Source organism: Acetobacter oryzoeni, from assembly GCF_004014775.2.
GTDB classification, from domain to species: domain Bacteria; phylum Pseudomonadota; class Alphaproteobacteria; order Acetobacterales; family Acetobacteraceae; genus Acetobacter; species Acetobacter oryzoeni.
Genome location: NZ_CP042808.1, coordinates 1,640,001 through 1,665,127, shown reverse-complemented (window position 1 = coordinate 1,665,127; position 25,127 = coordinate 1,640,001). Strand labels below are relative to the sequence as shown.

Below are 25,127 nucleotides of genomic sequence, written 5' to 3'. Positions count from 1 at the left end.
AAACATGATGCGCGAAACGGTTTTTTCCTTTTCTTTCTCCTCCCACCTGCGGGGTATGGTGCAATGAGTATGACCAGCTTTAACTGGACAATAGCGGTGCCAGAAATTGTGCTGGCATTGTCTGGTATTGTTATTCTGGTAGCCGGTGTGTTGCAGCGGAAAGGGGAAGGATTTTTCTCTTCCGCCATGTTGAGCATTGCAGCATTTGCCGTATGCGGGTTTCTGGTTCTGCTGTCTCCCACGGGGGAAGGCTATGCAGGCACCTTTGTAAATGATGGCTTTGCCCGCTTTATGAAGATGCTGATACTGGCAGGTGCATTAACCGCTGTGGTGCTAACGTTCAGTTACCGCACGCGGGATAAAACCACTCTGCCGTTTGAAACCCCGGTGCTGATGCTGTTTTCAACATTGGGTGCGATGATCATGGCATCCTCCGCCAATTTGATGACATTGTTCGTGGGGTTGGAACTCTCATCTCTGTCCATTTACATTTTGTGTGCGATGGAGCGGGATAGCGTGCTGTCATCCGAGGCAGGGCTAAAGTACTTCGTGCTTGGGTCTTTGGCTTCTGGTCTGCTGCTTTATGGTATTTCGCTTGTGTATGGTTACGCAGGCACCATGGAATATACTGGGCTGGTGGCGGCCATTCGGGCTTCCGGTAATCTGCCAATGGGGCTGATTGTTGGTATTGTTTTTATTGTTACTGGCCTGTGCTTCAAACTCTCCGCAGTGCCGTTTCATATGTGGACGCCAGATGTCTATCAGGGTGCACCCACCCCGGTAACAGCTTATATGGCAGGGGCGCCAAAATTTGCAGCTTTTGCGCTATTCTTGCGCGTTATGGCCGGGCCGTTTGGTACGGTCGCGCCGCGTTGGCAAATCCTGATTGAAACTGTTTCTGTTCTGTCCATGGTGTACGGGGCTTTTGCGGCTATTCCTCAAGGCAACATCAAACGCCTGATGGCATATTCTTCCATTGGCCATATGGGATACGCCATGATGGGGCTGGCAGCGGCATCACTGGCAGGCGTGCAGGCCACGCTTATTTATCTGGCCGCGTATTTTGTCATGAACGCAGGTGTGTTTGCCTGCATTACGGCAATGCGGCGGAAGGGGCGGGAGGTTGTCAGCATTTCTGACCTGGCGGGGCTTGGGCGTACAGATCCGGCAATGGCTGCTGTTCTGGCACTGTTTATGTTCAGCATGGTGGGAGCCCCACCTCTGGCTGGTTTCTTTGGTAAATTTCTGGTTTTTGCCGCGGCTTGGCAGTCTGGCCTTTACGTACTGGTGGTAATTGGCGCACTCTCCAGCATAGTTGGTGCGTATTATTATCTGCGGATTGTGAAGGTGATGTATTTTGATAGCCCAGCAGAAGTGCTGGATCGTCCTGCACCCAGCCTGCTGTTTGTTTCTGGTAGCATGGGTTTGGCAACTGCCTTGTTTGTTGCAGGAATGGGCCCTCTCATGGCATGGGCGCATCAGGCAGCACTTGCTCTGGGCGGATGAAAGATCAGTCTAGCCCGTGGCGGCTTGAATGCTTTGCAGAACTGGGCTCCACCTCTGATTTCTGTCTGGAACAGGCACGGCAGGGGGCAGATTCCGGCCTTGCGGTTTTAGCCTATAGGCAAACTCAAGGCCGAGGCAGCCGTGGCCGCCAATGGGTGGATGCCGGACAAAGTCTCGCTTTATCTGTTCTGCTGGACGCGCAACAGGCGGGGCAGGATATGCTGGGGGGGTGGCCGTTTGCCGCCTCTTTGGCGTTTTATGATGGCTTGCTGCGCGCCGTGCCTGCTGTGGCAGGGCATCTCATGATAAAATGGCCGAATGATCTTTTGTTGGATGGTCAGAAGGCTGGCGGTATCCTGATAGAGCGGGAAGGCGCACGGCTTGTTATAGGCTTTGGTGCTAATCTCACGCAGGCGCCATCTCAACAGCAAACAGGTCGCTTTGCCGCTTGCTTGGGCCAGTATGGTGAAGTTCCGCCTGTAAAGGATGTTGCCCAATATATTCTTTCCAGTCTGACAGATTGGTGTGCCGTTTGGCAGCAAAACGGCTTTGGCGCATTACGGCAGGCATGGCTTGATCGGGCGCATCCTCTAGGGACGCCTCTTGTCGTTAGCAGCCGAACTACTTATGAACAGGGGAAATTTGCGGGTTTGGCCGAAGATGGCCGCCTCTTGCTGGACACGGAAACCGGTATGAAAACGATCACGACAGGAGATATCCTGCTGGAAGAAGGGGTATAAAGGGTGCTGCTTGTTATTGATGCAGGTAACACCAATGTCGTGTTTGCGGTGCATGATGGTGAAAGATGGCGTGGTGTGTGGCGCATTACCATGCAGGCCCAGCGTACATCTGATGAATATGCTGTCTGGCTGAATGCGCTGTTGCGCACCCAAGGTATTGTGGCAGATGATATTGATGGTGCGGTTATTGGCACTGTTGTGCCCGCTGCCTTGTATCATTTACGCACTTTATGCAGGCAGTGGTTTGCTGTTGAACCGCTTCTTGCATCTGCCCGGCTGGATTGGGGATTTGCCATCAAGGTAGATAACCCTGATGAGGTTGGGGTAGATCGGCTGTTGAATGGTCTGGCTGCACACCATATGTATGGTGGACCACTTACGGTTATAGATTTTGGAACGGCCACAACGTTTGATGTTGTGGATAAGGATGGAAGCTACTGCGGTGGTGTTATTGCTCCTGGCATCAATTTGTCGGTTGAAGCGTTACATCAGGCAGCAGCACGGTTGCCCCGTATAGGAATAGGGCGGCCAGTAGGAGATTCCGCCATTGGGCGCAACACGGTAACCGCCATGCGGTCTGGCGTGTTTTGGGGTTATGTTGGTTTGATTGAGGGGATTGTCGAGAGGATCAGAAAGGAGGTTGGCCCCATGAAGGTGCTGGCAACCGGTGGTCTGGCTCCACTCTTCTCAGAAGGTACGTCTGTTTTTGAACATGTGGATTCAATGCTCACCCTAAATGGGTTGCGTTTGCTGGCGGGGCGAAACCCCCTGCCAAAACTTACAGTGGACCGAGATTATGTTGCAGAAGGGTAAAACACGGAAATGACAGAACAGAACGGCGATCTGGCCTTTCTGCCTTTGGGCGGAACGGGTGAGATTGGCATGAACCTCAACCTTTACCGGTTGGGAGACACGTGGCTGGCGATAGATTGTGGCATTGGGTTTAGTGGCAACGATACGCCAGAAGCCGAAATTCTGGTGCCAGATCCAAGCTTTATTGTAGAGCGCCGGGATAAGCTGGCCGGCTTGGTAATTACTCATGCGCATGAAGACCATATTGGCGCTGTGGCTCATGTCTGGCCCATGTTGCAGTGCCCTGTATATCTCACACCTTTTGCAGCGGCTGTTCTGCGCCGCAAGCTGGCCGAAGCCCGCATTATGGATGTGCCTATTCATGTCATCCAGCCCGGTGCGCGGTTTGATGTAGGGCCGTTTGATATTGAGTTTGTGCCGGTAACGCATTCTGTGCCAGAGGCGCAGTCCATGGTTCTGCGCACGCCCTCCGGCATTGTGGTGCATACAGGGGACTGGAAGTTTGACCCAGACCCGTTGGTGGGGCCTGCAACAGACCTGAACAGGCTGGCCGAAATTGGCCGTGAAGGCGTTCTGGCGCTGGTGTGTGACAGCACCAATGTGATGAAGCCGGGGCCGTCCCGCTCAGAATCCGAAGTGCGCCGCAGCATGACGGAACTGGTGGCAAGCCTTAAGGGCCGCATTGCCGTAACATGCTTTGCCTCCAACGTGGCGCGTGTTGAAACCATTGCTATGGCAGCACAGGCTGCTGGGCGTACGGTGGTTCTGGTCGGGCGTTCCTTGCGCAATCTCGATACCGCTGCGCGGGATTGCGGTTATCTGTCTGGCGTTCTGCCGTTCCTGACAGAGCAGGATGTAAACGATGTGCCAGATGATCAGATTCTGCTGATCATTACAGGTAGTCAGGGTGAGCCTCGCTCCGCTCTGTCTCGCATTGCCATGGATACCCACCCCAACATCGCTTTGGGTGAGGGGGATACGGTTATTTATTCCAGCCGTATGATTCCGGGTAATGAGCGCGCGATTATGGCGGTGCAGGATAATCTTTCACGCCGTGGCGTGCGGGTGATTACGGACCGTGAGCATTTTGTGCATGTGTCTGGCCACGCAACGGGTGGCGATGTGCAGAAAATGTACGAACTGCTCAAGCCGCAGCATGTTGTGCCGGTACATGGTGAATGGCGCCATCTGACAGCACAGGCCGCATTGGCGCAGGAAATGGGTATTGCCCCGGTTCTGCTGGAAGATGGTGATATCCTGCGTCTTTCTCCGGGCAAGCTGGAGGTGGTGGATACAGCCCCTACTGGCCGTCTGGCGCTGGATGGTAACCGTCTGCTGCCCATGAACGGAGGGGTGCTGGCTGCGCGCCGCAAAATGCTGTTCAACGGCATAGTCATCGGCAGTTTTGCAGTGGATGAAGAAGGCTTTGTGATTGGTGAGCCCAAGGTGAGCGCACCGGGCCTGCTTGATCCGGATGATCTGGAAAGCGTGCGTGTGCGTGAAGAATTCGCCAACGCGCTGGACATTATTCCAGATGAACTGCGTGGGGATGATGTTTCCTTCCGTGAGGCCGCCAAAACGGCCCTGCGTCGCGCATTGGGGCGTAAGCTGCAAAAGCGCCCATTGGTGGATGTTCACGTACTGCGTGTCTGATACCTGACAGAAGGCGGGGTAAGAGAAAATGCCGGAGTGTCAGGCTTTTCTTTATCCCGCCGCTGTTTTACAGCAGATAGTGATTGGTTACACCAAAGCGGCTTTCGTTCAGGAAAAGTCGCTTTTTTTACAAGGCTGAATGCACCATGCGTCTTTCGCGCAGCTTTCTTCCCACTCTCAAGGAAAATCCGGCAGAAGCCCAGATTGTCTCGCACCGGCTTATGCTGCGGGCGGGGCTTATCCGCCAGACGGCATCTGGTATTTATGCGTGGCTGCCAGCGGGGCTGAAAGTGTTGCGCAATATCAGCCAGATCGTGCGGGAAGAGCAGGATCGGGTAGGCGCGCAGGAAGTGCTGATGCCCACCTTGCAATCAGCCGATTTGTGGAAGCGTTCTGGCCGGTATGATGCCTATGGCCCGGAAATGCTGCGTATTCAGGATCGCCATAAGCGTGAACTGCTTTATGGACCGACCAATGAGGAAATGATTACGGATCTGTTTGGTCAGACCGTAAAATCCTACAAGGATCTGCCGCAGGTTCTGTATCATATCCAGTGGAAATTCCGTGATGAAATGCGCCCCCGCTTTGGGGTGATGCGTGGCCGTGAGTTTCTGATGAAAGATGCTTACAGCTTTGATCTGGACTACGACTCTGCTGTTGCAACCTATCGGCGCATGCTGCTGGCTTACCTGCGTACCTTCCAGCGTTTGGGTGTACGGGCTGTGCCCATGCGGGCCGATACCGGGCCGATTGGTGGTGAGTTGAGCCATGAGTTCCTGATTCTGGCCCCCACGGGGGAAAGCGGCGTGTTTTACGATGCCGCGCTGGAAGAGCAGGATTGGCTGGATGAACCGGTTGATACCAACAGCCCCGTAGCGCTGGAAGCCTTCTTCAACCGTGTGACAACGCCTTACGCCGCAACGGATGAAATGCACGATGAGGCCGGATGGCAAGCTGTGCCAGAAGAACGTCGGCGTGAAGGCCGTGGCGTAGAAGTTGGCCACATCTTCTATTTTGGTGATAAATACACCCGCTCCATGGACGTCAGCGTAAGCGGCCCGGACGGAAACCAGCTTTACCCAGAAATGGGGTCTTACGGCATTGGGGTTTCCCGCCTTGCCGGTGCAATTATTGAAGCTTGTCACGATGATAACGGCATTATCTGGCCGGATGCTGTTGCACCCTTCCGTGCAGTTATTTTGAACCTGAAAAACGGTGATGAACTGTGTGATGCCATTTGCGAGCGCATCTACAACACGAATGAAGAAGCCTTCCTGTATGATGATCGTGCAGAACGTGCTGGCGTAAAGTTTGCAGATGCAGACCTTATGGGCCACCCGTGGCAGATTGTTGTAGGCCCACGTGGTGCCAAGGAAGGTAAGGTGGAACTGAAGCGCCGTGCCACCGGTGAGCGCCATGAAATGAGCGTGGATGACGCGCTGGCTCTGGTTCTGGCAGGCTGATCAGCATGTTCGGACCCTTTGAGCGGGCGGTGGCGGGCCGTTACCTCCGTGCGCGGCGAGGGGAACGGTTTGTATCAGTTATTGCCATTTTCTCGCTAGTTGGCATTGCCCTTGGTGTGGCAACGCTCATTATCGTTATGGCTGTGATGAACGGCTTTCAGGCCGACCTTATGGGGCGCATTCTGGGGTTGAATGGGGATCTGACCATTTATGGCCAGGGCCGTACAATTTCTCAGTATGAAGATGTCACGCGTAAGGTTCGGTCTGTTCCGGGCGTGGTCAGCGCCACACCTTTGGTGGAAGGGCAGGTGCTTCTCAGCGCCGGGGCCTATAATTCTGGCGGCATGGTGCATGGTCTGACACCGCAAGGGCTGAAAGACCTTAAAGCCGTCAGTTCTTCCATTATTGCTGGTTCACTAGATGATTTTGGCCCGGATGATTCCATCGTTGTGGGTGTTACAATGGCGGAACGGGCAGGCTTAGGCATTGGCTCTGGCCTTACCCTTGTTTCACCAGATGGAGCAGCCACGGCGTTTGGCACCGTGCCACGTGTGCGCCGGTATCGGGTGGTGGCTATTTTTGATGCTGGGGTGAATGACTACAACTCCAGCGTTGTGTTTTTGCCCATGCATGCGGCGCAAATTTACTTTCAGATGCCCAACAAGGCCACGCAGATCCAGGTCATGACCAAGGATGCAGAGCACGTGCGCCCTGTTACCCTTGCCATTGAAAATGCGGTGGGGGATCCGGGCCTGCGCGTGCTGGATTGGACGAACGCCAACAATGCTCTGTTTGGCGCCGTGCAGGTGGAACAGAATGTGATGTTCCTTATCCTCACGCTGATTATTCTTGTGGCGGCTTTTAACGTTATTTCCTCCCTCATTATGATGGTGAAGGATAAAACAGCCGATATTGCCGTGCTACGCACCATAGGGGCCAGCCGCGGCGCCATTATGCGCATTTTTCTAATGTGCGGTGCTTTTGTAGGCGTAACGGGCACTGTGGCAGGCACGGCACTCGGCGTTGTATTCTGCATGAATATCGAGCGTATCCGTCAGCTTCTGCAAAAATTGACCGGCACAAACCTGTTCAACCCGGAAGTTTATTATCTGGAGCACCTGCCTGCAAAGCTGGTGTGGGGGCAGGTGGTCGAGGTTATTGTCATGGCGCTGGGGCTTTCCTTGCTGGCAACGCTTTATCCTTCTTGGCGTGCGGCCAAAACAGACCCTGTGGAGGCTTTGCGGCATGAATAATCAGCCAGTTTTAAGCCTGAAGCACGTTCGCAAGGCTTATCGCAGTGGGGATGAGGGTGTTCTGCCGGTTTTGCAGGATATCAATTTCTCTTTGCATGCCGGTGAAATTGTAGGGCTGGTTGCGCCATCAGGCACAGGTAAATCAACCTTGCTGCATCTGGCTGGTTTGCTGGATACGCCAGACGCGGGCGAGATTGTTATTGCGGGCCAGATTACCACTGGTATGGCAGATGCCGGACGCACGGCGATGCGGCGAGACCAGATAGGATTTGTCTATCAGTTTCACCACCTTCTGGGTGAATTTACAGCCAAGGAAAACGTGGTGCTCCCGCAGATGATTGCGGGCGTAGGCAAGGCACAGGCGCGCCGTAAAGCTGAAGAGCTTTTGCGTATGTTTGGTTTGGCGCACCGTGTAAACCATCTGCCGGGCAAGCTTTCAGGCGGTGAGCAGCAGCGCGTTGCCATTGCGCGTGCTTTGGCAAATGACCCTGCACTGCTGTTAGCTGATGAACCTACCGGCAACTTGGATGTGCATACGGCAGATAGCGTGTTTTCTCAGTTGCTGGATGTTGTGCGCCAGAAAGGGCTGGCTGTTCTGGTGGCAACCCATAACCGCGAATTGCTGCCGCGCATGGATAGGGTTGTGACCATGCAGGAGGGCAGGCTGGTACCTGCCGATTTTAACGGCGATGCACTGCCTACCTCTGCTGGTTGATTTTTACGATTTAAGAGCGTTTTCCACAGCATGCCTGACACGCCCAGATGTAGGCGGCGTTAGGCAGCTGAACCACGCAACAGGTATTCCCTGACGGTTGGTGAGATACTTAAAGAAGTTCCACCGTGGCCGTGCCAGAAAACCAAGCTTACTATCCAGCCATTTAAAAAGCGGAATAGCATCGGGCCCTTTTACAGGGCTGCGTGCCGCCATAGGGAAGGTGACCCCATAATTGACTTGGCAGAAGGACGAAATCTCTTCCGAGGTGCCGGGTTCTTGTTGGCCAAAATCATTGCTTGGCACCCCCACAACAACCAGACCAGCTTTTTGGAACTGTGTCCACAAAGCCTGCAAACCTTCGTACTGTGGAGTAAATCCGCATTTGGATGCGGTGTTCACCACCAAAACAGGTTTCCCCCGATAAGCGCTCAGATCAAGGGTGCTTCCATTTAGGGCGGGGAGTTGAAAATCATATATACAGGTCAAGTTTATGCCCTTTTGCTGCTATGGTGCAGGAAAGGCTTTATCTGTAGCGCAGGACGGAAAAGGGAGCGAGATTTTGGTGCATTTATTTGCTGCATAATGCCGAGGTGAAGAAGTGGAAGCCCGCTGCCCGTTTTCGGGTTCTTGTTTTTCAGGCTTCCACTATATCTTCTGCGCGGCAAGATCGGTTCTGATTTTTGTTGTTCATTATATTGAACTCGATCCCGTATTTGGAATAATGAAGAGATCGGACCTCTCTGTCAACAAGGAAAATAAGAAAAAGCATGTCCAAATCACAGGACACGGTTCCCGCATTGCGGCGGGCCGTTCGTATTCTTGATATGGTGAAGGCTTCCAGCAGGCCGCCCTTGGCTGCAGATGTGGCGCGCCAGCTCGATTTGCCGCGCAGTACGGTGCATGGTCTGCTGTCTGTTATGGTGGAGTTGGGGCTGCTGGAGAAAAACGCATCTCAGGGCTACAGGCTGGGCACACGTCTGTTGGACTGGGCCGGAGATGTGACAGAAAAGCGCGATCTGGTGACGGAATTCTACCATGTGCTGGAGAATCGTGCCGATCTGGATGCGTTTACAGTAACGCTAACCATGCTGGAGGGGGCGGAGGTTGTGTATGTGGCCTGCCGCAATAGCGCTACGGTGCTTGGGGCCTCTTTTAGGGTAGGAATGCGCTTACCTGCCATATTTACGGCCACAGGTAATGCCATGCTGGCAGGTATGGATGATACGTCTTTCAGAGAATGGCTGGCTCTTAACCCTGTTTCCACATGGTCAGAACCGCTTACACCGAACGGTATTTGCTCCGTAACGACATTGGTGCGTGAAATCGCAGAAATTCGTGACAGAGGATACGCCGTAGATGATGAGCAGGTGCATGAAGGCCTGTGGTGCTTTGCTGCCTCTGTAAAAGATCATTCCGGGCAGACGGTAGCCGGTATTGGCATCAGCCTGCCTCAAACAGAATTAAGCCGTTTCACGGTTGCGCAATTGGGCAATATGGCTGCGGGATTGGCGCAGGCTGTTTCTATCCGTTTAGGTTATCGTGGGGAACGGCAGGATTTCTCCTGATGATTCCAAAGGGACTTTCTAATGTCTTTTTTGCATCTGTTATTTAAGCGTCGTTTTGCCAAAGCCAGTGCCGTAGGTTTGTTGCTTGGGGCCGGAGGCGTGCTGGCTACACCATATGCTGGAGCGGTTTCTGCCCCGCAAACAGTGGTGCGTTATTTTGTCTATGCACATGGGCTGCATGTTATGACCATTAACAGTGCTTATCGCCTAAGTGGGAACCAATATAGCGTAGCGGCCCAAAGCAAAACGGGCGGGTTGTTCCAGCTTTTCATGAAAACAAATATTAATCTGCGCGCACAGGGACATTTTTATAATAGTGGCATGCCTGAGCCAGAAAGTTACGAGAGCGCAGGCTGGTCTCGCGGTAAAAACCGGCACCTGTCCATTGCCTATAAGCAGGATATGCCGGACGTGCAGGCAATGGAGCCTGTAGAAACTGACCGTGAACAGATTTTGCCAGATGAGCGCAAAGGCGCTGTAGATAATGTGGCTATTTTGATGGCGCTTTTGCACAAGGTGCAGGAGGGGCAGGGCTGTGGCAATGGTGCCGTGAAGGTATTTGATGGTGTGCGCTTAAGCACGTTGCAGGTGCAAACAGACGGTGTGCAACCTTTGCCAGATGGTGCATCAAAAGATTGGGGAGAAGATGGCCTGCGCTGTAATTTTGTGGCGCAGCAGATCAAGGGCTTCAAGCTGTCCAGCGCAGATCGTAAAGCCAGAAAGCCACAACAGGGCCGTGTCTGGTTTGAGAATATTCCCCAGATCGGCATGGTAGCAACCAGAATAGAGGTGGATAGCCCCAAAATAGGGCACATTATGGTGGAACTGGAGGGAAAACCTCAGTTGCAGCCATAAAGGGTAAAAGCCCCTATCTATGTAGATAGGGGCTTTTTTGTATTTATTCCACGGTCACAGATTTTGCGAGGTTACGTGGTTGGTCCACATCTGTGCCTTTCAGCACAGCAACTTCGTAAGCCAGCATCTGCACCGGAATGGTTTGCAGAATGGGGGCTACAAAATCATGCACATGGGGCAGAACCACCATCTGTTCTGCAATGGCAGAAACACGTTCAGCCCCTTTGGTATCCGTAAACACCAGCAGGCGGCCGCCGCGCGCTTTAGCTTCCTGCAGATTGGAAAGTGTTTTTTCAAACAATGCGTTTGAAGGTGCTGTAGCCACAATCGGCACTGTGCGATCGATAAGGGAAATCGGCCCATGCTTCATTTCACCAGCAGCATATGCTTCTGCATGAATGTAGGAGATTTCCTTCAGCTTGAGCGCGCCTTCCATGGCAACGGGGAACATGCTGCCACGGCCCAGATACAGAACATCACGCGCTTCCACCACAACTTGCGCCATGCTGCGAATGGCGTCTGTCTGGTTGAACACTTCTGCCGCGCGGCTAGGAAGGTCCAGCAGGGCGCTGACAAGATGTTCTTCTGCCAACGTGTCCAGCTTGCCGCGTGCACGGGCTGTAGCAATGGTCAGGCACGCCAATACGGTTAGCTGAGCTGTAAAGGCCTTGGTGGATGCCACAGAAATTTCCGGGCCAGCCACTGTGCCCAGCACAACATCGCTTTCCCGCGCCATGGTGCTGTGTTCAACATTCAGCACGGAAGCAATGTGAATTGCTTTTTCACGCAGGCTGCGCAGGGCTGCCAGTGTATCTGCTGTTTCCCCAGATTGAGAAATCAACAGCCCCAAGGATCCTGCCGTAAGCGGTGGATTGCGGTAACGCATCTCGCTGGCAACATCTATATCCACGGGCAAGCGGGCAATTTCTTCCAGCCAGTAGCGGCCAATCATGCCGGCAAAAAAGGCAGACCCACAGGCGGTAATAACGGCACGCGGCACTTCTGCCAGATCAAAAGGTAGTTCAGGCAAAATAACGCGGCGAGAAGCCGGGTCCACCATGCGCTGCAAGGTCTGGCCGATTACCAACGGATGTTCGTGCAGCTCTTTTTCCATGTAATGGCGGTAACCATCTTTACCGATGGAACCGGCAGCCAAGGCGGTGAGCTGAATGGTGCGTTCAACTGGCGCACCATCAAAGGTCATGAATTCTGCACCCTTGGGGGTGATAACAACGCAATCCCCATCTTCCATGTAGGCGATGCGGCGGGTCAGCGGTGCCAGAGCCAGTGAATCGGAGCCCAGAAACATTTCATCATCGCCAAAGCCTACAGCCAGAGGGGCACTATGGCAGGCGCCAATCATCAGCCCTTCATGGCCAGCAAAAATCATGGCAACGGCGTATGCGCCTTCTAGGCGACGCAGCGCACGCAGTGCGGCTTCCTTGGGTTCCAGACCCTGCTGCAGGTGGTAATCGACCAATAGAGCAATAGTTTCACTATCGGTTTCTGTTTCAAAAACCTGACCAGCAGCTTCCAACTCACGGCGCAGGGATTCAAAGTTTTCGATAATACCATTGTGCACAATAGCCACGCGCTCGGTACCATGAGGGTGAGCATTGCAGGCAGTGGGGGCACCATGTGTGGCCCAGCGTGTGTGGCCAATACCGGTATTACCGGGCAGTGGAGATTTCTTGAGCAGTGCAGCAAGGTTATCCAGCTTGCCTGCTGCACGGCGGCGTTCAACACGCCCATCTACTAATGTAGCAATACCTGCGGAATCATAGCCCCGATATTCCAACCGGCGCAAACCTTCAAAAACAATAGGGGTGGCATGCCTTCGGCCAACAACGCCGCAGATCCCACACATCAGCCATTTTCCTTTTTTACTTGCAGGCGCTCTTTGAAAAGCCTGCCCATTTCCGCTTTATTCACCTGCTGCGCCCGGCCGAAAGCCAAAGCCTCATCTGGCACATTTTGTGTAATGACACTGCCTGCAGCCACCAAAGCATTGTCTCCAACACTTACGGGTGCCACAAGAATGGAATCCGAACCAATAAAGGCTTTGTCTCCAATTGTGGTGGTGTGTTTGAACACGCCATCATAGTTGCAGGTAATGGTGCCTGCGCCAATATTGGTGCGGCTGCCGATTTCGGCATTACCCAGATATGTCAGATGATTGGCTTTGGAATCTTCGCCCAGCGTTGTGGCCTTGAGTTCAACAAAGTTGCCAACGCGGGCAGAAGTGCCAATGGTGGTACCTTCCCGAATGCGCGCATAAGGGCCAATAATCGCATTGGCCTGCACTTCGCATCCTTCAAGGTGGCTAAAGGCGCGAATAATTGCACCACTTTGCACGGTTACACCCGGGCCAAAGAACACATTAGGTTCTATCAACACATCGGGCTCAATTTGCGTATCAGCACTTAAAAACACAGTTTCTGGTGCAACCAAAGTTACACCATTTTCCATGGCCTTATTGCGTAGGCGTGTTTGCAGGGCAGCTTCTGCCTGTGCGAGTTCCGCACGGGAATTTACGCCGCGCAGTTCATCTTCCGCTGCTTCTACCGCGCGCACCTGCACGTTATCGGCAACGGCCAGATCCACCACGTCTGTCAGATAATATTCGCCCTTGGCGTTATCATTACGCACGTTATGGAGCCAACGGCGGAAATCCACGGCATCAGCACACAATACACCGGCATTGCACAGGTCAATCGCGCGCTCTTCTGGTGTGGCGTCTGCCCATTCCACAATACGTTCTACATTGCCATCTTGGGCTATCACGCGGCCATAGCGTGCAGGATCGGCCGGGCGCATTGCCAGCAATGCCAAACCTACATTCGGCTTACGGCGTTCTTCTAGCAGGCGGTTGAGAGTTTCTTCTGAAATCAGAGGGTTATCAGCATACAGCACAGCCACATCGCCATCACCAAACCAGGCTTCGGCCTGTAAGGCAGCGTGGGCAGTGCCCAAGCGTTCTTGTTGCACAACCACCGGGTAGGGGGCTGCCAGTTCGGCAACTTCTTCCATATCTGGGCCGATTACAACAACCAGCCTGTCAAATACCTCCGCTGCGTTGGCAAGCAAATGTGCCAGCATTGGCCGGCCGCCAAGAGATTGCATGGCTTTAGGGCGGGAGGATTTCATGCGGGTGCCCAGTCCGGCGGCCAGAAGAACCGCCGTGGCAGGACGTGGTGCGGAAATAGACGTCATAAGAGCATGCGGTAAGCCAAGCTCCGGCATGTGTCAAACGTCTCCTCACCGGAAAACAAACATGCCAATATCATAAAAGTTTTCAGATATTTACTCGGCAAGGAAAAACCGCATGTCCGCACCTCGTCTGGCTGTTTTTGATATGGACGGCACGTTGCTTGATTCCGTGCCAGATCTGGCTGCGTGTAGCCGGGAGTTACTGGAAATCTGTCACCTTCCGCCTCTGACAGATGCAGACGTGCGCACCATGATAGGCAATGGCGTGCCTACTTTGGTGCAACGTGTTCTGAATGCCGGACGAGAAAAGCAGAAAGCCATAACTGCGCAGCCTTATATGCTACCGTTTACGGAGTCTGAAGCTGTGCAAAAGTTTATGGAGCTTTACACACCGCGGGCCACGTGTCTTTCGCGTCTATTTCCCGGTACACAGCAGGCATTGGAGCAGTTGAAAGATGCAGGATGGTTGCTGGCTGTATGCACCAACAAGCCAGAGGTAGCTGCCAGACGTATTTTAGATAATTTTGGCCTGACATCACTTTTCGCAGCAATAGGCGGAGGTGACAGTTTTGCGGCCCATAAACCAGATCCTGCGCATTTACTGGGGACAATAAAGCAGGCGGGTGGAGAGGTTGCGCGTAGTGTTATGATTGGAGATATGCCGCCAGATTATGGTGCGGCTACAGGGGCTGGGGTGAAGTTTGTGTTTGCTGCGTGGGGATATGGTTCCAGCGCATTGGCAGCACAGGCAGATGGCCAGGCAGCTAGCATGGCGGAGATTCCTTCCGCACTACACGCGTTGCTGCCCGCCTAAATCTGAAGAAAGTTTATTTCTGTAGTGTTTTTGCGAAGGAACAAGCGGGAAGGCTAGCAGCAAGTTCTTCTGCCAGCATAACATCAGCAGGTTTATCTACATCTACAGCGGCGCGGCCATCAGAAAGTGGAACAAGTTCCGCTTTCGCGCTGGTGAGGCGATAGATGCGTTGATAAAGCGCGCGCCGTGTTAGCTTGCCACAAAGGGCGCGTAACAAAATACTCGGCCCTAAAAGCCATGCAACACGCAAAGGGTGCTTGCGGTTTTTCTCTACATGCCGCCACAGGTCTGCCACGCGTGCAGAAACAGAGGTGCGGAATAAAAACAGGTTACAGCCAGAAAAAGCCAGATCAGCAAGCCGGATATAGGTGCGCTGTGTATGAGGCACATCTCGCTGTATAGTTGTTTCTGCTGCAACGGCCACAGCAAGGTCCGCTTGTGGGTGGCTTTGGCAGAGCAATTCCTGCACCCAGCTTGGCTGGAGCAGAGCATTATCTGCCGTAGTCACCAACAAAGGGGTGCCATAGCGCGCAAGGCCAGCCAGCACGCTTGCGCTAGGGCCTTCAGGGCGCGCCGGAATAACGTCTATTCCTGCAGGAATGATAGAGGCGATAATTTGCGGGTTTTCAATGCAAACAGCAATACGCGTGATTTGAGGAACCTGTTGCAGTGCATCAATCACCCTTAAAAGCATTGGCACCCCGCCAATAGGCAGAAGCGCTTTGTGAGAAACGCCTTCGGCCAATGCAACGGGATCTGGCTTGCCGGGGCGGGAGCCCGCCAGAATAAAGGCTGTTATGCCTTGGGAGGAAGCGGTCATGCCGCTTTCCTGTTCTCCGCCGGGCGTGCACCATCGGGGCGATCACGCGGGGGAGCGCCAGTCAGATCCATCACCCACGGATACTGTTGGGCTTCCTTAACATCGTAACCAAGGTTGAAAACCGTGGGGCTACGGGGGCGGGCTTTGGCATCCAGATAATATGAGCCAAATATCCGGTCCACGACAAAGCTGGTGATGCCGAAGTTTCCATCTTCATCATGGAAGTGGTGCAGCACATGGCGCGCTTTCATGCGCTGAATCCAACTCGCACGTGGTTTGTAGTTGAGGTGCTGGATGCAGTGGAAGAATTCGTAAATGCAGGTAATGGCCACGCCCGTGCCAAATGCTGTGGCTGCAGCCCCAATGCCACCAATAAGATACCCAATGGGGATGGTTACTGCCCCAATGGTCGGCAGTGTTGTAGCGGGTGCGCCGAACAGAACATCCAGCAGATGCGGATCCTGATGATGGTCAAAATGGATGCGCTTCCACAGAGCGGCCGTCCATTTCATTTTATACAGGATACGGCCATGCAGCACGTAGCGGTGCAGCAAGTACCATACCAATGGATACACAATAACCACCGCTACCAGAGAAACCAGTGTTGGCCACCAGCCTGCAAAAAAGTACGCAGCCAGCGCAGCAGAAGCAATAACCAGCGCAAAATAGAGCAGGATGGTAGGGTAGGTAAGATATGCCACCCAAAGCTGCCTGAGGTTCATTTTTCCCAGATCAAAGCTGCGCCCGGTTTTAAGCGACGAGTTATTTAGCGTTCCGCTCATCGTGTTTCATTCCTCAGGAGCACAGTAATGGCCCCCAGTGTGAAAATAATCAGTGCGGGTATGGTAGCAATGGCCGGTGGTAGCAACCCCGCATTTCCCATTGCGCGTAGCATACCCTGCACAATAATAAACAACAGCCCGCTGCCCAAGCACCATACTGGCACCCAGCTGCGCGTTCCTGTCCGTGGAGGGATATAGATTGTGGGCAGCGCAATCAACAAGAGAACAAGCAAGGATGCCGGACGCAAGAAGCGTTCAAGCAGCCCGGCCTCCAGAAAACCGGGGCTGGTATGGGATGGTAGGCGCCCACGTAACATGCCCAGAATGGTGGTGGAAGAAAGCGGCGGATTTTCGGCAGACAGGCGAATAAACTCCCACGGATGCAGGCTTGTATCCCACCCCATGTCCTGAACAGAAGGCAGACGTGTGGTTTTTTCGCCTTCCACGGTAATGCTATCAACATTGTGCAAGAGCCAGCCACGTGTATGCGTGTAGTCAGCCGACTTGGCGTGGAGAATCTGCTGGAGCCGCCCGCTAGCATCGCGGATGTAGATATCCACCTTGGTCAGCATATTGCCGCCATCAGACGTATAACCAATATGGGCAATACGGTTGCCATCATGAAACCAGAAGGCATGCCCGTTTTCAGGGTGTGGGTCTGTGCGGTTCCACCACGCGGCCAATGCCTGTTCAGACCGGGGGGTGACCTGATCATCCAGCACAACACCGGCAAAGCCAATCACCAAGGTGGCAGGGATAAGGTATTTATACAGCCCAAAGGTAGAAAGGCCGCAGGCGCGCAGGATGGCAATCTCGCTGGCCAATGTCATCTGGGTGAGCATAAGCAGCGCGCCAATGAGCACACTTAATGGAAGCGCACCTGCCAACAGAAATGGGGCGCGCATGGCTGCAAAACTCAGAATACCCTGAATGCCCAAGTGCCGTTGTAAAATAGGGGTGGTTTGTTCAAGCAGAGCCAGAATTTCAAGAAGCCCGACAAGAACGGCACCGCAAAAAATCACGCGCGAGAGCAACGCCATGGAAAGATAGCGGAGAAGAACGTGGCGGGGCATGCTTGAAGATTGGCTCATGGCAGGGCTTTTTGGGCAGATGAGCGGGAACGCCAGGCTTTTAAGACCTGGAATGCTCCTGATTTATAAAGCAGCAGCAAAGTGCAGCCGACAATAAAGACCAAAGCAGGCCCCCAGATAAGCAGGAGCGATGCCTTTTTGGTGGCAACCATGCTGTGGCCAAACTGGATGATGTGGTCAAACCCAACCATAATAATAAAGGCTAGAGGCAGACCGGCATTGTTGCGCTGGCGCTTGCGCATAAGTGCCAAAGAAGCCGCCAGAAGCGGAATAAAAGGCACAGTCAGGCTGCGTGCCATACGAAAATGCACTTCAGAGCGCATATGCGGGCGGGAAATGGAAGGATCATGCCGGATGAGGCGGCCAACCAGTTCGGGAGATGTGAGTTCTCGCTCATCTTCCCCGCGGGTGCGAAAAGGAGAGATGTGCGAAGCATGCGTAAGGTAGCGTGTTGAATGGTCAAACGTGACCAGACTGGGCACGCCATCTCCTTTATCCGTAACAATCACGCCATTGGTCAGATCAATCTGAACCGTTTCTCCATCTGAACCGATACGGATATGCCCATTGCGCGCTGTAATATCGCGTTCCTGCTGCTCAGATAGATCTCTGATAAAAACATTTTCCAGATCAGAACCGCTTTGGGAGACCTTGTCCGCAACAATGGTGAGTTGGGAGGAAGGGCTGGCAAACATACGGGGCTGCAAACGCGGTGCCCAGCCCGTATGGCTGGCAATATAAAATGTTGAGCGAAAATCATACCGCGCGTGAGGCTGGATAAAGCCATAAAGCAGGAAGGAAAGGATACCCAACACAACGCCCAACTGGATATAGGGGCGTGTGATCCGCAACAGTGAAAGGCCACTGCTGTTAATGGCATCAATTTCTTCATTCTGGCTCATGCGGCGGATGACGGTAAACACCGCCACGCAGAGCGCTGCGGGAATAGCCAAGCCCAGATAGTGAGGCAGCAGAGCCGCCAGCAAGCCAATAAAGATGCCAATGTGGTTGTTGCCCGCTGCCAGCAAGTTGAACAGCACCAAAAGGCGTTCAAGTATCAGGGCAATCATCACAACAGACAGCGCCACCAGAAAAGGCGGCATAACCTGAGCGATCAGGTAGCGGTCTAATGTGCCGGGGCGAAGCGAAGCTACAATCCGGCGCAGAAAAGGCACATTGAACATGCGGGCTGTCATAGCGAGGTTGCGGGCAAAAGGCGATGCATACTGCACACACGCCTTATCTGGCTGTCTTGCAAGTTTCCATCCGGCATTAAGCTGCGATGCTGAATGGTGATTTGCCAGATGTCGGGCTGTTTGTGCACGGAAATGGCGTTCCACCCCGCACTTTTTTCCGGTTCATCCGCAATATGAGAAGCGGAGGTGCTGCTGACCGCCAGAATATCTGTGCCCGGAATAGGGGTGATTTGCGCACGATGAGAATGCCCGTAAAGCACAAGTTCAGCACCTTCTGCACGCAATACATCTTGAAACGCCTGAAAGTCATCCAGCCCTTTGCGGCGGCTGACAATACCTTGCGTCGGAGGGTGATGAAGTAACACAATCCGGCATAAACCCATAGCGCGTGTGCGGCGCAACAGATCCGCCAAAAGCACAAGCTGGGTTTGCTCTGCCTTGCCAGATGCCAGAAAGGGCAGGGTGGGGATGGCTGTATTTAGCCCAATAAGGGCAATGTGATCTTTTACCAGTAGTGAAGGGGCCACCGGTGCAGCCTTTGTGCCGTTATGTAGCCATTCGGCCCAGAGTGCCTGTTTGGCAGCACTGTTCTCTTTGATCAGAGCATCATGATTGCCCGGGATAAGCAGTGTAGGGGGTAAATCCTGCTGTAAAAGCCACTGCCGTGTGTTTTGAAATTCCTTCAATAATCCCAGATTGGTCATATCCCCTGTCAGGGCAACCATATCTGGGTGAAAGTGGCGGATATCCTGCATAACTGCCTGCAAAGCCGGTAGTTTATGCAAATGCCTGCGCCGCAGTTGCCATGACAACAAACTGAGAATGCGCTTGAAGCGGATTTCCTTCAAAGAAGGCAAGCCGACAAGTGGCAGATGTGGGTCAGACAGGTGGGCGATATGAACGCAGGACAAGAAAAACACATCTCCGATGACGGGGTATGGCCCCACGGCATGTGACAAGAGCCATAACAGCCTTTATACCATCGCCCGTAGCCGGGGCAAAAGGCGCTGGCGTTTTTGTTTGTTTATAGCAAGAGTGCTGAATGTCCGATCGTTTTGCCCTGATTTACAATCCTCGTAGCCGTCGGAATTTGAAGGCAGATCCCAGGTATCTGGAACTTGCGGGCAAAATGTTGGGGCCCTTGTTTTGTTCCCCTAGAACGCATGCTGCATTACGGCAGCAGGTTTATGCCCTTTTACAGCAAAAAATAAGCTGTCTGGTTGTAGATGGGGGAGATGGCACAGTTGGGAACGTTCTGAGCGCACTTTATACTTCTTCTTGCCCGCCAGAGCAGTGGCCCAGCATTGTTGTGTTGCCCTCTGGCAATACTAACCTGATTGCCACAGATGTTGGATTTGGTAAGCGTGGGGTTGAGGCATTACAGATTTTGCAAGCTCGTCTTGCATCCGGGCGCCTTCTTTCCGATGTGCGGCGCAGGCAGCCTTTGGTGGTCACGCGGGATGGGCAGAAAAAAGAGGCATCTCTAGGATTTTTTGGTGGCTTAGGTGCTTTTGGGCGCGGGATTGAAATTGCACATGACCCCAAAATCCTGAAAAATTACTCGCATGATGCCGCTGTTATGGCGACATTATTTGTAACAGCGTGGCAGTTACTAAGCCCCAAACATAGGCGAGGATGGCTGGAAGGCACAAAAGTTACGGTGGAGCGTGATGGTGAAATATTGCCCGAACAGAATCATTTTCTGTTTTTATGCACAGCTTTGCATCGGTTGCCCCACGGTATCTGGCCATTTTGGCAAAATCTGAAAGAAGCAGACCGAGGGATTAGTTATCTGGATGTTGCTGCTTTTCCTCCGCATTTAGGGCGTGCAGTCTGGAATTTGTTGCGCGGAAAAGCACCGCAATGGCTACGGCAGGATGCAGCCTATCATAGCGGCTCGGCAACAGAATTGGTGCTGCGTACGGACCAATCTTTTATTCTGGATGGTGAAGTTCTGCCCCCGGGGCAAGATGGCAGCCTGACCATTTCTGCGGGCTCCGTGGTTTCTTTTGTGCATGTTTAAAACGTTCTGGTGGAAAAGCAGTTCATGAAGGGTATTCGGCCGGGGCAGAAAGAAATTTTTGCCCTTACAGAGCAAGAACTGCATACACCGGTATCCCCTTTGGTGACGGAATTTGTGCGTAATCTTTTAGGAAATGCACAACCCTTGGGGGTTCTGTTTTATGGATCTGGCCTGCGGGGCGGGATTCAAGATGATACCCTGCTGGATTTTTATATTATCGTAGACAAACAGGCAGACTGGCCCAGAACGAGGCTTTCCTGTCTGGCAAATGCTCTTTTACCCCCTAATGTAGAATATCATGAATATAGGGTAGGGGAGCATCTTCTACGGGCCAAAGTTGCCATTTTGTCTCTTGCGCAGTTTCGTGCCCTAACGCGCCCACAAACGTTGGATACCACGGTATGGGCGCGCTTTTCTCAACCTGTTCGGTTGGTATGGTGGCGGGATAGTACGGCCCAAGGGGCATTGCATGCTTGTGTTATGCGGGCTGTATTGGCCGCCGCATGGTGGGCAGCTCAACTTGGCCCAGATTCAGGCACCGTTCTGGATTATTGGAATGCTTTGTATCGCAATACCTATCGGGTTGAATTGCGCGTTGAAAAAGCAGGCCGTGGGCAAAGTATTGTAGATGCTTATACCCAGCGTTATGCGCAGCTTTTGTTGCCGTGTTGGCAAATGCTAGGCATTCCGTACACATCTCAGGATCAGATTGTAACGCCGCAAATCCCGCAGGAACAAAAGCAACATGCCATCCATAAATGGGCATTACGTGCGTCTTGCGGTCGACCTTTAAATATTTTGCGCCTTCTCAAGGCCGCTTATACGTTTACGGGTGGGGCACGTTACGCGGCTTGGAAAGTCCAGCGCCATAGCGGAATAGACGTGCCGCTTTCTCCATTTGCAGAAAAACACCCCTTGCTGGCAGCGCCACCAATTGTTTGGCGGTTATGGCAACAAGGGGCGTTTAAACGCAAATAAGGATTTTACGCGGCGGTAGGTGCGGGTGATACACCCACTTCTGCGGCAGCTTGGCGGAATATGGCAATGGCCTGAGCAATTTGCTCTGGCGTATGGGTGGCCATTACAGAACAACGCAGCAAAGGCCGAGAATCTGGCGTTGCCGGAGGAAGGCTGAGGTTTACGTAAACCCCAAGCTCCAGCAGTCTGTTCCACATGGGAATAGCTTCTTCAGCTGTTTCCAGCGTAACAGCAATAACAGGGGTGGCCTGTTTGCTGGCATTCAGCCCGATATCTACAAATCCAGCATGAAGTTGCTGGGCATTGGCCATAAGCTGTTTGCGCAGTTCTGGATGAGCCTGCATATCGCTCAAGGCTGCCGTTGTTGCTGCAATAACTTCTGGCGGAAGGGATGCCGTAAACATGTAAGGACGGCAGTTCAGACGCACGAATTCCAGTTCAGGATGATCGGATACGCAGTAGCCACCAACAGTGCCGAGGCTTTTTGAAAATGTGCCGACGATAAAGTCCACATCAGCTTCCACACCATCGGCTTCAGCTGCGCCGCGTCCGTTTTCACCCAGCACCCCAAAAGAGTGGGCTTCATCTACAAGGAGATATGCGCCAGTTTCTTTTTTAACAGCTACAAATTCTGCAATCGGGGCCACATTGCCCGTCATGGAATAAATACCTTCAACCACAATCAGTTTGGCACCAGGTGTGCCATCCATGCGTTTGAGGCGTTTATACAGGTTATCCGGGTCATTGTGGCGGAAGCGGATAACTTCAGCGGCACTCAGGCGGCTACCGTCGTAAATACTGGCATGGCTATCTGCGTCTAAAAACAGATGATCGCCTTTGCCAGCCAACGTGGAGATGATGCCCAAGTTGGCCTGATAACCGGTAGAAAATACCATGGCATCACGGCGGCCAAAAAATGCGGCAATATCTTTTTCAAGCTGGCGATGGAGGGACTGCGTGCCATTTGCAATGCGCGAGCCCGTAGTGCCGACGCCACACGCAGCAGCTGCTTCCTGTGCTGCGCGAATAGCATTTTTGGATTGGCTAAGGCCCAAATAATTATTGGTGCCAAAAAGGAGCGTTTCCCGACCTTCAATAATTCCAACAGTTGAAGATACAGGCTTTTCAATAACAACAGCAAAAGGGTTGCGGCCACCAACGGCGACTACAGAACCCAGCGCGCCTGCCGTACCTTCAAATTTGGAAAATAGTGATGTCATCCACGCTCACCCTTTGTTTTTCAGAGCGACAATGCATGCAGCAAGGTCATTAATCGTCCGGATATCGGCCAGTTTGTCGAGCGGGATGGAAACATCCAAGCTGTCTTCAACTTCCATCACGAAGTTCATGACGGCCAAAGAATCAAACGCAAGATCTTCCATGATCTTGCAGTTACCATCAATGTCACGCGGAACCTTCGGGTTAGCGAGGAGCTTTTGAATGATCAGCGCGGAAACGCTTTCAACGGTTTCGCTCATGTCGGATCCTTCATCCCTTAAGGGCGTTTGTTTTATGCCGAGCTTGTGCCCGCAGTGCCGCCTTATGGGTGAAAAAGGCCAGTTTGACCAGCCTTTCTCCTCATAAAGGGGCGATAAAATCCCGTAGGCCGGTCAGGCGACTTCAGACTGCTGCTCAAACGCACCGCTCAGATACATGGTGCGGGCTTTGGCGCGTGTAAGTTTACCTGAAGATGTCTGCGGCAGCGCGTGCGGTGGCACCAATACAACAGAAACTTCCACGCCATGAAGGCGGCGGAACAAACTGGTTGCTTCGGCTTTCAGCTTCTCACGCGTATCTGTAGCGGAAGCGCGGCACTGAATAAGGGCCACAATTTCCTCATGGTCACCTTTTTCCAACGAGAAAACGGCGACGTCTCGGCTACGCAGGACAGGGATATGCGTTTCAGCAGACCATTCCAGATCCTGCGGCCAGATATTGCGGCCATTAATAATAATCAGGTCTTTGGCACGGCCAGTGACAACTATCTGTCCATCCAGCATGTAGCCAAGGTCGCCCGTATCTAGCCAGTTGTCAGCATCCAGTGTTTTGCTGCTTTCTTCTGGCATGCGGAAGTACCCGCTCATCAGGCTGGGGCCACGCACATAAATAGTGCCAACTTCTCGGTCGCTTAGCACCCGGTCATAACTGTTCCGAACTTCCAGTTCATGCCCCGGTAGAACTTTGCCGCAAATTACAAAAGTACGGCTTGGTGTATCTGCATTGGCTGGAGGGCGTGCAATACCGGTGCTTTCCAGTGCAGGAAGATCAACAGTATCTGTTTCTATGCCAGTATCAAGCGGTGCAAAACTGATGGCAAGCGTGGCTTCTGCCATACCATAGCTTGCTACAAATGCTTTGGGGCTAAACCCAACAGGAGCAAAACGTGCAGCAAACTCATCCAGAATATGTGCGCGGATCATATCGCCACCAATGCCAGCCACTCGCCAGCAGGAAAGATCCAGCCCTTCAGATGCGGGCCGCCGTGCGCAAAGTTCATATCCAAAGGAAGGGCTGTAAGCGATAGTGCCTCGGTTGCGGCTGATCAGATCCAGCCACACATGCGGCCGCCGTGCGAATTCACGCGTTGGCAGTAAGTCCACACTCAGCTGGCATGTCATGGGGGTCAGGAAGAAGCCAACCAAGCCCATATCATGATAGAGGGGAAGCCAAGAAACGCAGCGGTCTCCCGTTTCCTTAACCTGCAAACCATTGCGCGCAATGGAAGAAACATTCGCCATGCCGGAACGGTGGCTTACGCAAACCCCCATGGGAAAGCGTGTACTGCCGGAAGAAAACTGAAGATACGAAAGGTTCTCTGGCTGAATGTCAGGCAAAGGCATATCTGGCACAGGACGTGCCATCAGTTCAGCTGGCGGCCCAGCAAATACAAGCCCTAAGCCTGTTACAATTTCGTCTGTCCAGCCTTCGATAATCTGCGGAATAATCACGGCGCTGGCCTGTGCGCTGGTGATCATGCCCCGAAGAGTTTTTAGGTAGGCTTCTTTACCACCAAAAGCGACGGGGAGGGGAAGAGGGGCCGCAACCAAACCAGCATACTGACAGCCAAAGAAGATACGTGCGAAATCACCATCGCTTTCTGCAACAATAGCAACACGATCCCCCGGCTGTAGGCCCATACCCAAAAGGCGCAAAGCTGTTTCAACAGCCTGCTGACGCAATACTTTATAGGGAAGGGCTTCTAGAAGTACGCCTTTGCCGGAATAAATATTAAACCCGGCTTCGCCTTGAGCGGCGTAGTCCAACGCTTCAGGAAATGTTGCAAAATCTCCGTATCGGCGCGGCTGGCCAGATGCGGTAGAAACCGGTTGGAGGGTTTCATCTAAAGAGATTGCAGAAGCAGGGTTCATACTATTCATCAGCTGGCCATTCGAAGAAAATCAACAATTGCGTCGGCCCCTACCGGCGCAGTCGGTTCGTTCCCAACAAGGTCGAACGTGTCGCGTATATAATCTTTTTGCAGATTTACGAAAGCATTGTGCGACGAAAAGGCTTGTTCAATGTCTTCTCCTAGACTGTCAATAGTATTCAGCACAGGCCCCAAAGACCAGAAGCGGTAATTTTCATCACCCTCCCACTCAACATTGTGCGCATTCAAAAACATACAAGCGCGCGGCTTTACCAGAAATTCG

Annotated in this window: 24 protein-coding genes (1 of these 24 only partly in view); 12 read left to right on the top strand and 12 right to left on the bottom strand. The window is 53.0% G+C overall.

What is annotated here, in order from left to right; translation table 11 throughout:
* The first annotated feature begins 63 nt into the window (after positions 1–63).
* The 7 genes from nuoN to EOV40_RS07635 all read left to right on the top strand — a co-directional run bounded on the left by nuoN (position 64) and on the right by EOV40_RS07635 (position 8,143).
* Complete coding sequence (gene nuoN / locus EOV40_RS07665) at positions 64–1,506, top strand: NADH-quinone oxidoreductase subunit NuoN (protein WP_020944123.1); 1,443 nt, start codon at positions 64–66, stop codon at positions 1,504–1,506.
* Complete coding sequence (locus EOV40_RS07660; RefSeq protein ID WP_128105566.1) at positions 1,503–2,246, top strand: biotin--[acetyl-CoA-carboxylase] ligase; 744 nt, start codon at positions 1,503–1,505, stop codon at positions 2,244–2,246. The genes nuoN and EOV40_RS07660 overlap by 4 nt, the downstream gene beginning before the upstream one ends.
* A 3-nt stretch (positions 2,247–2,249) precedes the next feature.
* Positions 2,250–3,059, top strand: coding sequence for a type III pantothenate kinase (locus tag EOV40_RS07655; protein WP_003625287.1), 810 nt, complete (start codon positions 2,250–2,252; stop codon positions 3,057–3,059).
* A gap of 9 nt (positions 3,060–3,068) precedes the next feature.
* On the top strand, positions 3,069–4,712 hold the full coding sequence (locus EOV40_RS07650; protein WP_128105565.1) for a ribonuclease J: 1,644 nt from the start codon (positions 3,069–3,071) through the stop codon (positions 4,710–4,712).
* A gap of 146 nt (positions 4,713–4,858) precedes the next feature.
* Entirely contained in the window at positions 4,859–6,175 is a 1,317-nt protein-coding gene (proS, locus tag EOV40_RS07645; protein WP_128105564.1) for a proline--tRNA ligase, read from the top strand.
* Between the two features lie 5 nt (positions 6,176–6,180).
* Positions 6,181–7,428, top strand: coding sequence for a lipoprotein-releasing ABC transporter permease subunit (locus EOV40_RS07640; RefSeq protein WP_087651971.1), 1,248 nt, complete (start codon positions 6,181–6,183; stop codon positions 7,426–7,428).
* Positions 7,421–8,143: an ABC transporter ATP-binding protein gene (locus EOV40_RS07635; RefSeq protein ID WP_128105563.1), complete on the top strand. Its 723-nt coding sequence runs from the start codon at positions 7,421–7,423 to the stop codon at positions 8,141–8,143. The genes EOV40_RS07640 and EOV40_RS07635 overlap by 8 nt, the downstream gene beginning before the upstream one ends.
* 3 nt (positions 8,144–8,146) lie before the next feature.
* Here the strand turns inward: EOV40_RS07635 and EOV40_RS07630 are convergent, their stop codons facing one another.
* Positions 8,147–8,635, bottom strand: coding sequence for a glutathione peroxidase (locus tag EOV40_RS07630; RefSeq protein ID WP_128105562.1), 489 nt, complete (start codon positions 8,633–8,635; stop codon positions 8,147–8,149).
* Between the two features lie 275 nt (positions 8,636–8,910).
* Here EOV40_RS07630 and EOV40_RS07625 point away from each other — a divergent pair, with 275 nt between their 5' ends.
* Both EOV40_RS07625 and EOV40_RS07620 read left to right on the top strand, forming a co-directional pair.
* A complete protein-coding gene (locus EOV40_RS07625; protein WP_050820052.1) occupies positions 8,911–9,708 on the top strand; it encodes an IclR family transcriptional regulator in 798 nt (265 codons plus the stop codon).
* A 21-nt stretch (positions 9,709–9,729) separates the two neighbouring features.
* Positions 9,730–10,563 (top strand): DUF3108 domain-containing protein, encoded by an 834-nt coding sequence (locus EOV40_RS07620; protein ID WP_128105561.1) that lies wholly within the window; start codon positions 9,730–9,732, stop codon positions 10,561–10,563.
* A 43-nt stretch (positions 10,564–10,606) separates the two neighbouring features.
* Here the strand turns inward: EOV40_RS07620 and glmS are convergent, their stop codons facing one another.
* Together glmS and glmU are read right to left on the bottom strand one after the other, a co-directional pair.
* The gene (gene glmS, locus EOV40_RS07615; protein ID WP_128105560.1) at positions 10,607–12,430 is read right to left on the bottom strand and encodes a glutamine--fructose-6-phosphate transaminase (isomerizing); all 1,824 of its coding nucleotides are present in this window, start codon (positions 12,428–12,430) and stop codon (positions 10,607–10,609) included.
* Positions 12,430–13,806, bottom strand: a complete 1,377-nt coding sequence (glmU, locus tag EOV40_RS07610) for a bifunctional UDP-N-acetylglucosamine diphosphorylase/glucosamine-1-phosphate N-acetyltransferase GlmU (RefSeq protein WP_128105559.1) — start codon at positions 13,804–13,806, stop codon at positions 12,430–12,432. Before glmU ends, glmS begins: the two co-directional genes overlap by 1 nt.
* Positions 13,807–13,888: 82 nt before the next feature.
* Here glmU and EOV40_RS07605 point away from each other — a divergent pair, with 82 nt between their 5' ends.
* A complete protein-coding gene (locus EOV40_RS07605) occupies positions 13,889–14,587 on the top strand; it encodes an HAD family hydrolase (RefSeq protein ID WP_128105558.1) in 699 nt (232 codons plus the stop codon).
* Between the two features lie 13 nt (positions 14,588–14,600).
* Here the strand turns inward: EOV40_RS07605 and EOV40_RS07600 are convergent, their stop codons facing one another.
* Genes EOV40_RS07600 through EOV40_RS07580 form a run of 5 tightly spaced genes read right to left on the bottom strand, consistent with a single transcriptional unit; the run spans position 14,601 to position 19,423 of the window.
* Positions 14,601–15,407: a nucleotidyltransferase family protein gene (locus EOV40_RS07600; protein ID WP_128105557.1), complete on the bottom strand. Its 807-nt coding sequence runs from the start codon at positions 15,405–15,407 to the stop codon at positions 14,601–14,603.
* A complete protein-coding gene (locus tag EOV40_RS07595) occupies positions 15,404–16,189 on the bottom strand; it encodes a sterol desaturase family protein (protein ID WP_128105556.1) in 786 nt (261 codons plus the stop codon). The genes EOV40_RS07600 and EOV40_RS07595 overlap by 4 nt, the downstream gene beginning before the upstream one ends.
* Entirely contained in the window at positions 16,186–17,280 is a 1,095-nt protein-coding gene (locus EOV40_RS07590; RefSeq protein WP_050820045.1) for an LptF/LptG family permease, read from the bottom strand. The genes EOV40_RS07595 and EOV40_RS07590 overlap by 4 nt, the downstream gene beginning before the upstream one ends.
* Positions 17,277–18,476, bottom strand: a complete 1,200-nt coding sequence (locus EOV40_RS07585) for an LptF/LptG family permease (RefSeq protein WP_128106223.1) — start codon at positions 18,474–18,476, stop codon at positions 17,277–17,279. The genes EOV40_RS07590 and EOV40_RS07585 overlap by 4 nt, the downstream gene beginning before the upstream one ends.
* Positions 18,473–19,423 (bottom strand): metallophosphoesterase family protein, encoded by a 951-nt coding sequence (locus EOV40_RS07580; protein WP_208729318.1) that lies wholly within the window; start codon positions 19,421–19,423, stop codon positions 18,473–18,475. Before EOV40_RS07580 ends, EOV40_RS07585 begins: the two co-directional genes overlap by 4 nt.
* A 95-nt stretch (positions 19,424–19,518) precedes the next feature.
* On the opposite strand from EOV40_RS07580, the gene EOV40_RS07575 reads away from it, so the two are divergent.
* Together EOV40_RS07575 and EOV40_RS07570 are read left to right on the top strand one after the other, a co-directional pair.
* Complete coding sequence (locus EOV40_RS07575; protein WP_128105554.1) at positions 19,519–20,499, top strand: diacylglycerol/lipid kinase family protein; 981 nt, start codon at positions 19,519–19,521, stop codon at positions 20,497–20,499.
* A gap of 24 nt (positions 20,500–20,523) precedes the next feature.
* A complete protein-coding gene (locus EOV40_RS07570; protein ID WP_128105553.1) occupies positions 20,524–21,477 on the top strand; it encodes a hypothetical protein in 954 nt (317 codons plus the stop codon).
* Between the two features lie 5 nt (positions 21,478–21,482).
* On the opposite strand, the gene spt is transcribed toward EOV40_RS07570, so the two are convergent.
* The 4 genes from spt to EOV40_RS07550 form a co-directional block, all read right to left on the bottom strand.
* On the bottom strand, positions 21,483–22,697 hold the full coding sequence (gene spt, locus EOV40_RS07565; RefSeq protein ID WP_128105552.1) for a serine palmitoyltransferase: 1,215 nt from the start codon (positions 22,695–22,697) through the stop codon (positions 21,483–21,485).
* A gap of 6 nt (positions 22,698–22,703) precedes the next feature.
* Complete coding sequence (locus EOV40_RS07560) at positions 22,704–22,955, bottom strand: acyl carrier protein (protein ID WP_003625320.1); 252 nt, start codon at positions 22,953–22,955, stop codon at positions 22,704–22,706.
* A 132-nt stretch (positions 22,956–23,087) separates the two neighbouring features.
* A complete protein-coding gene (locus EOV40_RS07555; protein ID WP_128105551.1) occupies positions 23,088–24,854 on the bottom strand; it encodes a fatty acyl-AMP ligase in 1,767 nt (588 codons plus the stop codon).
* A protein-coding gene (locus tag EOV40_RS07550; protein WP_128105550.1) for a sensor domain-containing protein crosses the window boundary here: on the bottom strand, positions 24,854–25,127 show its final stretch. Its footprint extends 857 nt past the window's final position; only the last 274 of its 1,131 coding nucleotides appear in the window; its start codon lies off the right edge, out of view; the stop codon is at positions 24,854–24,856. The genes EOV40_RS07555 and EOV40_RS07550 overlap by 1 nt, the downstream gene beginning before the upstream one ends.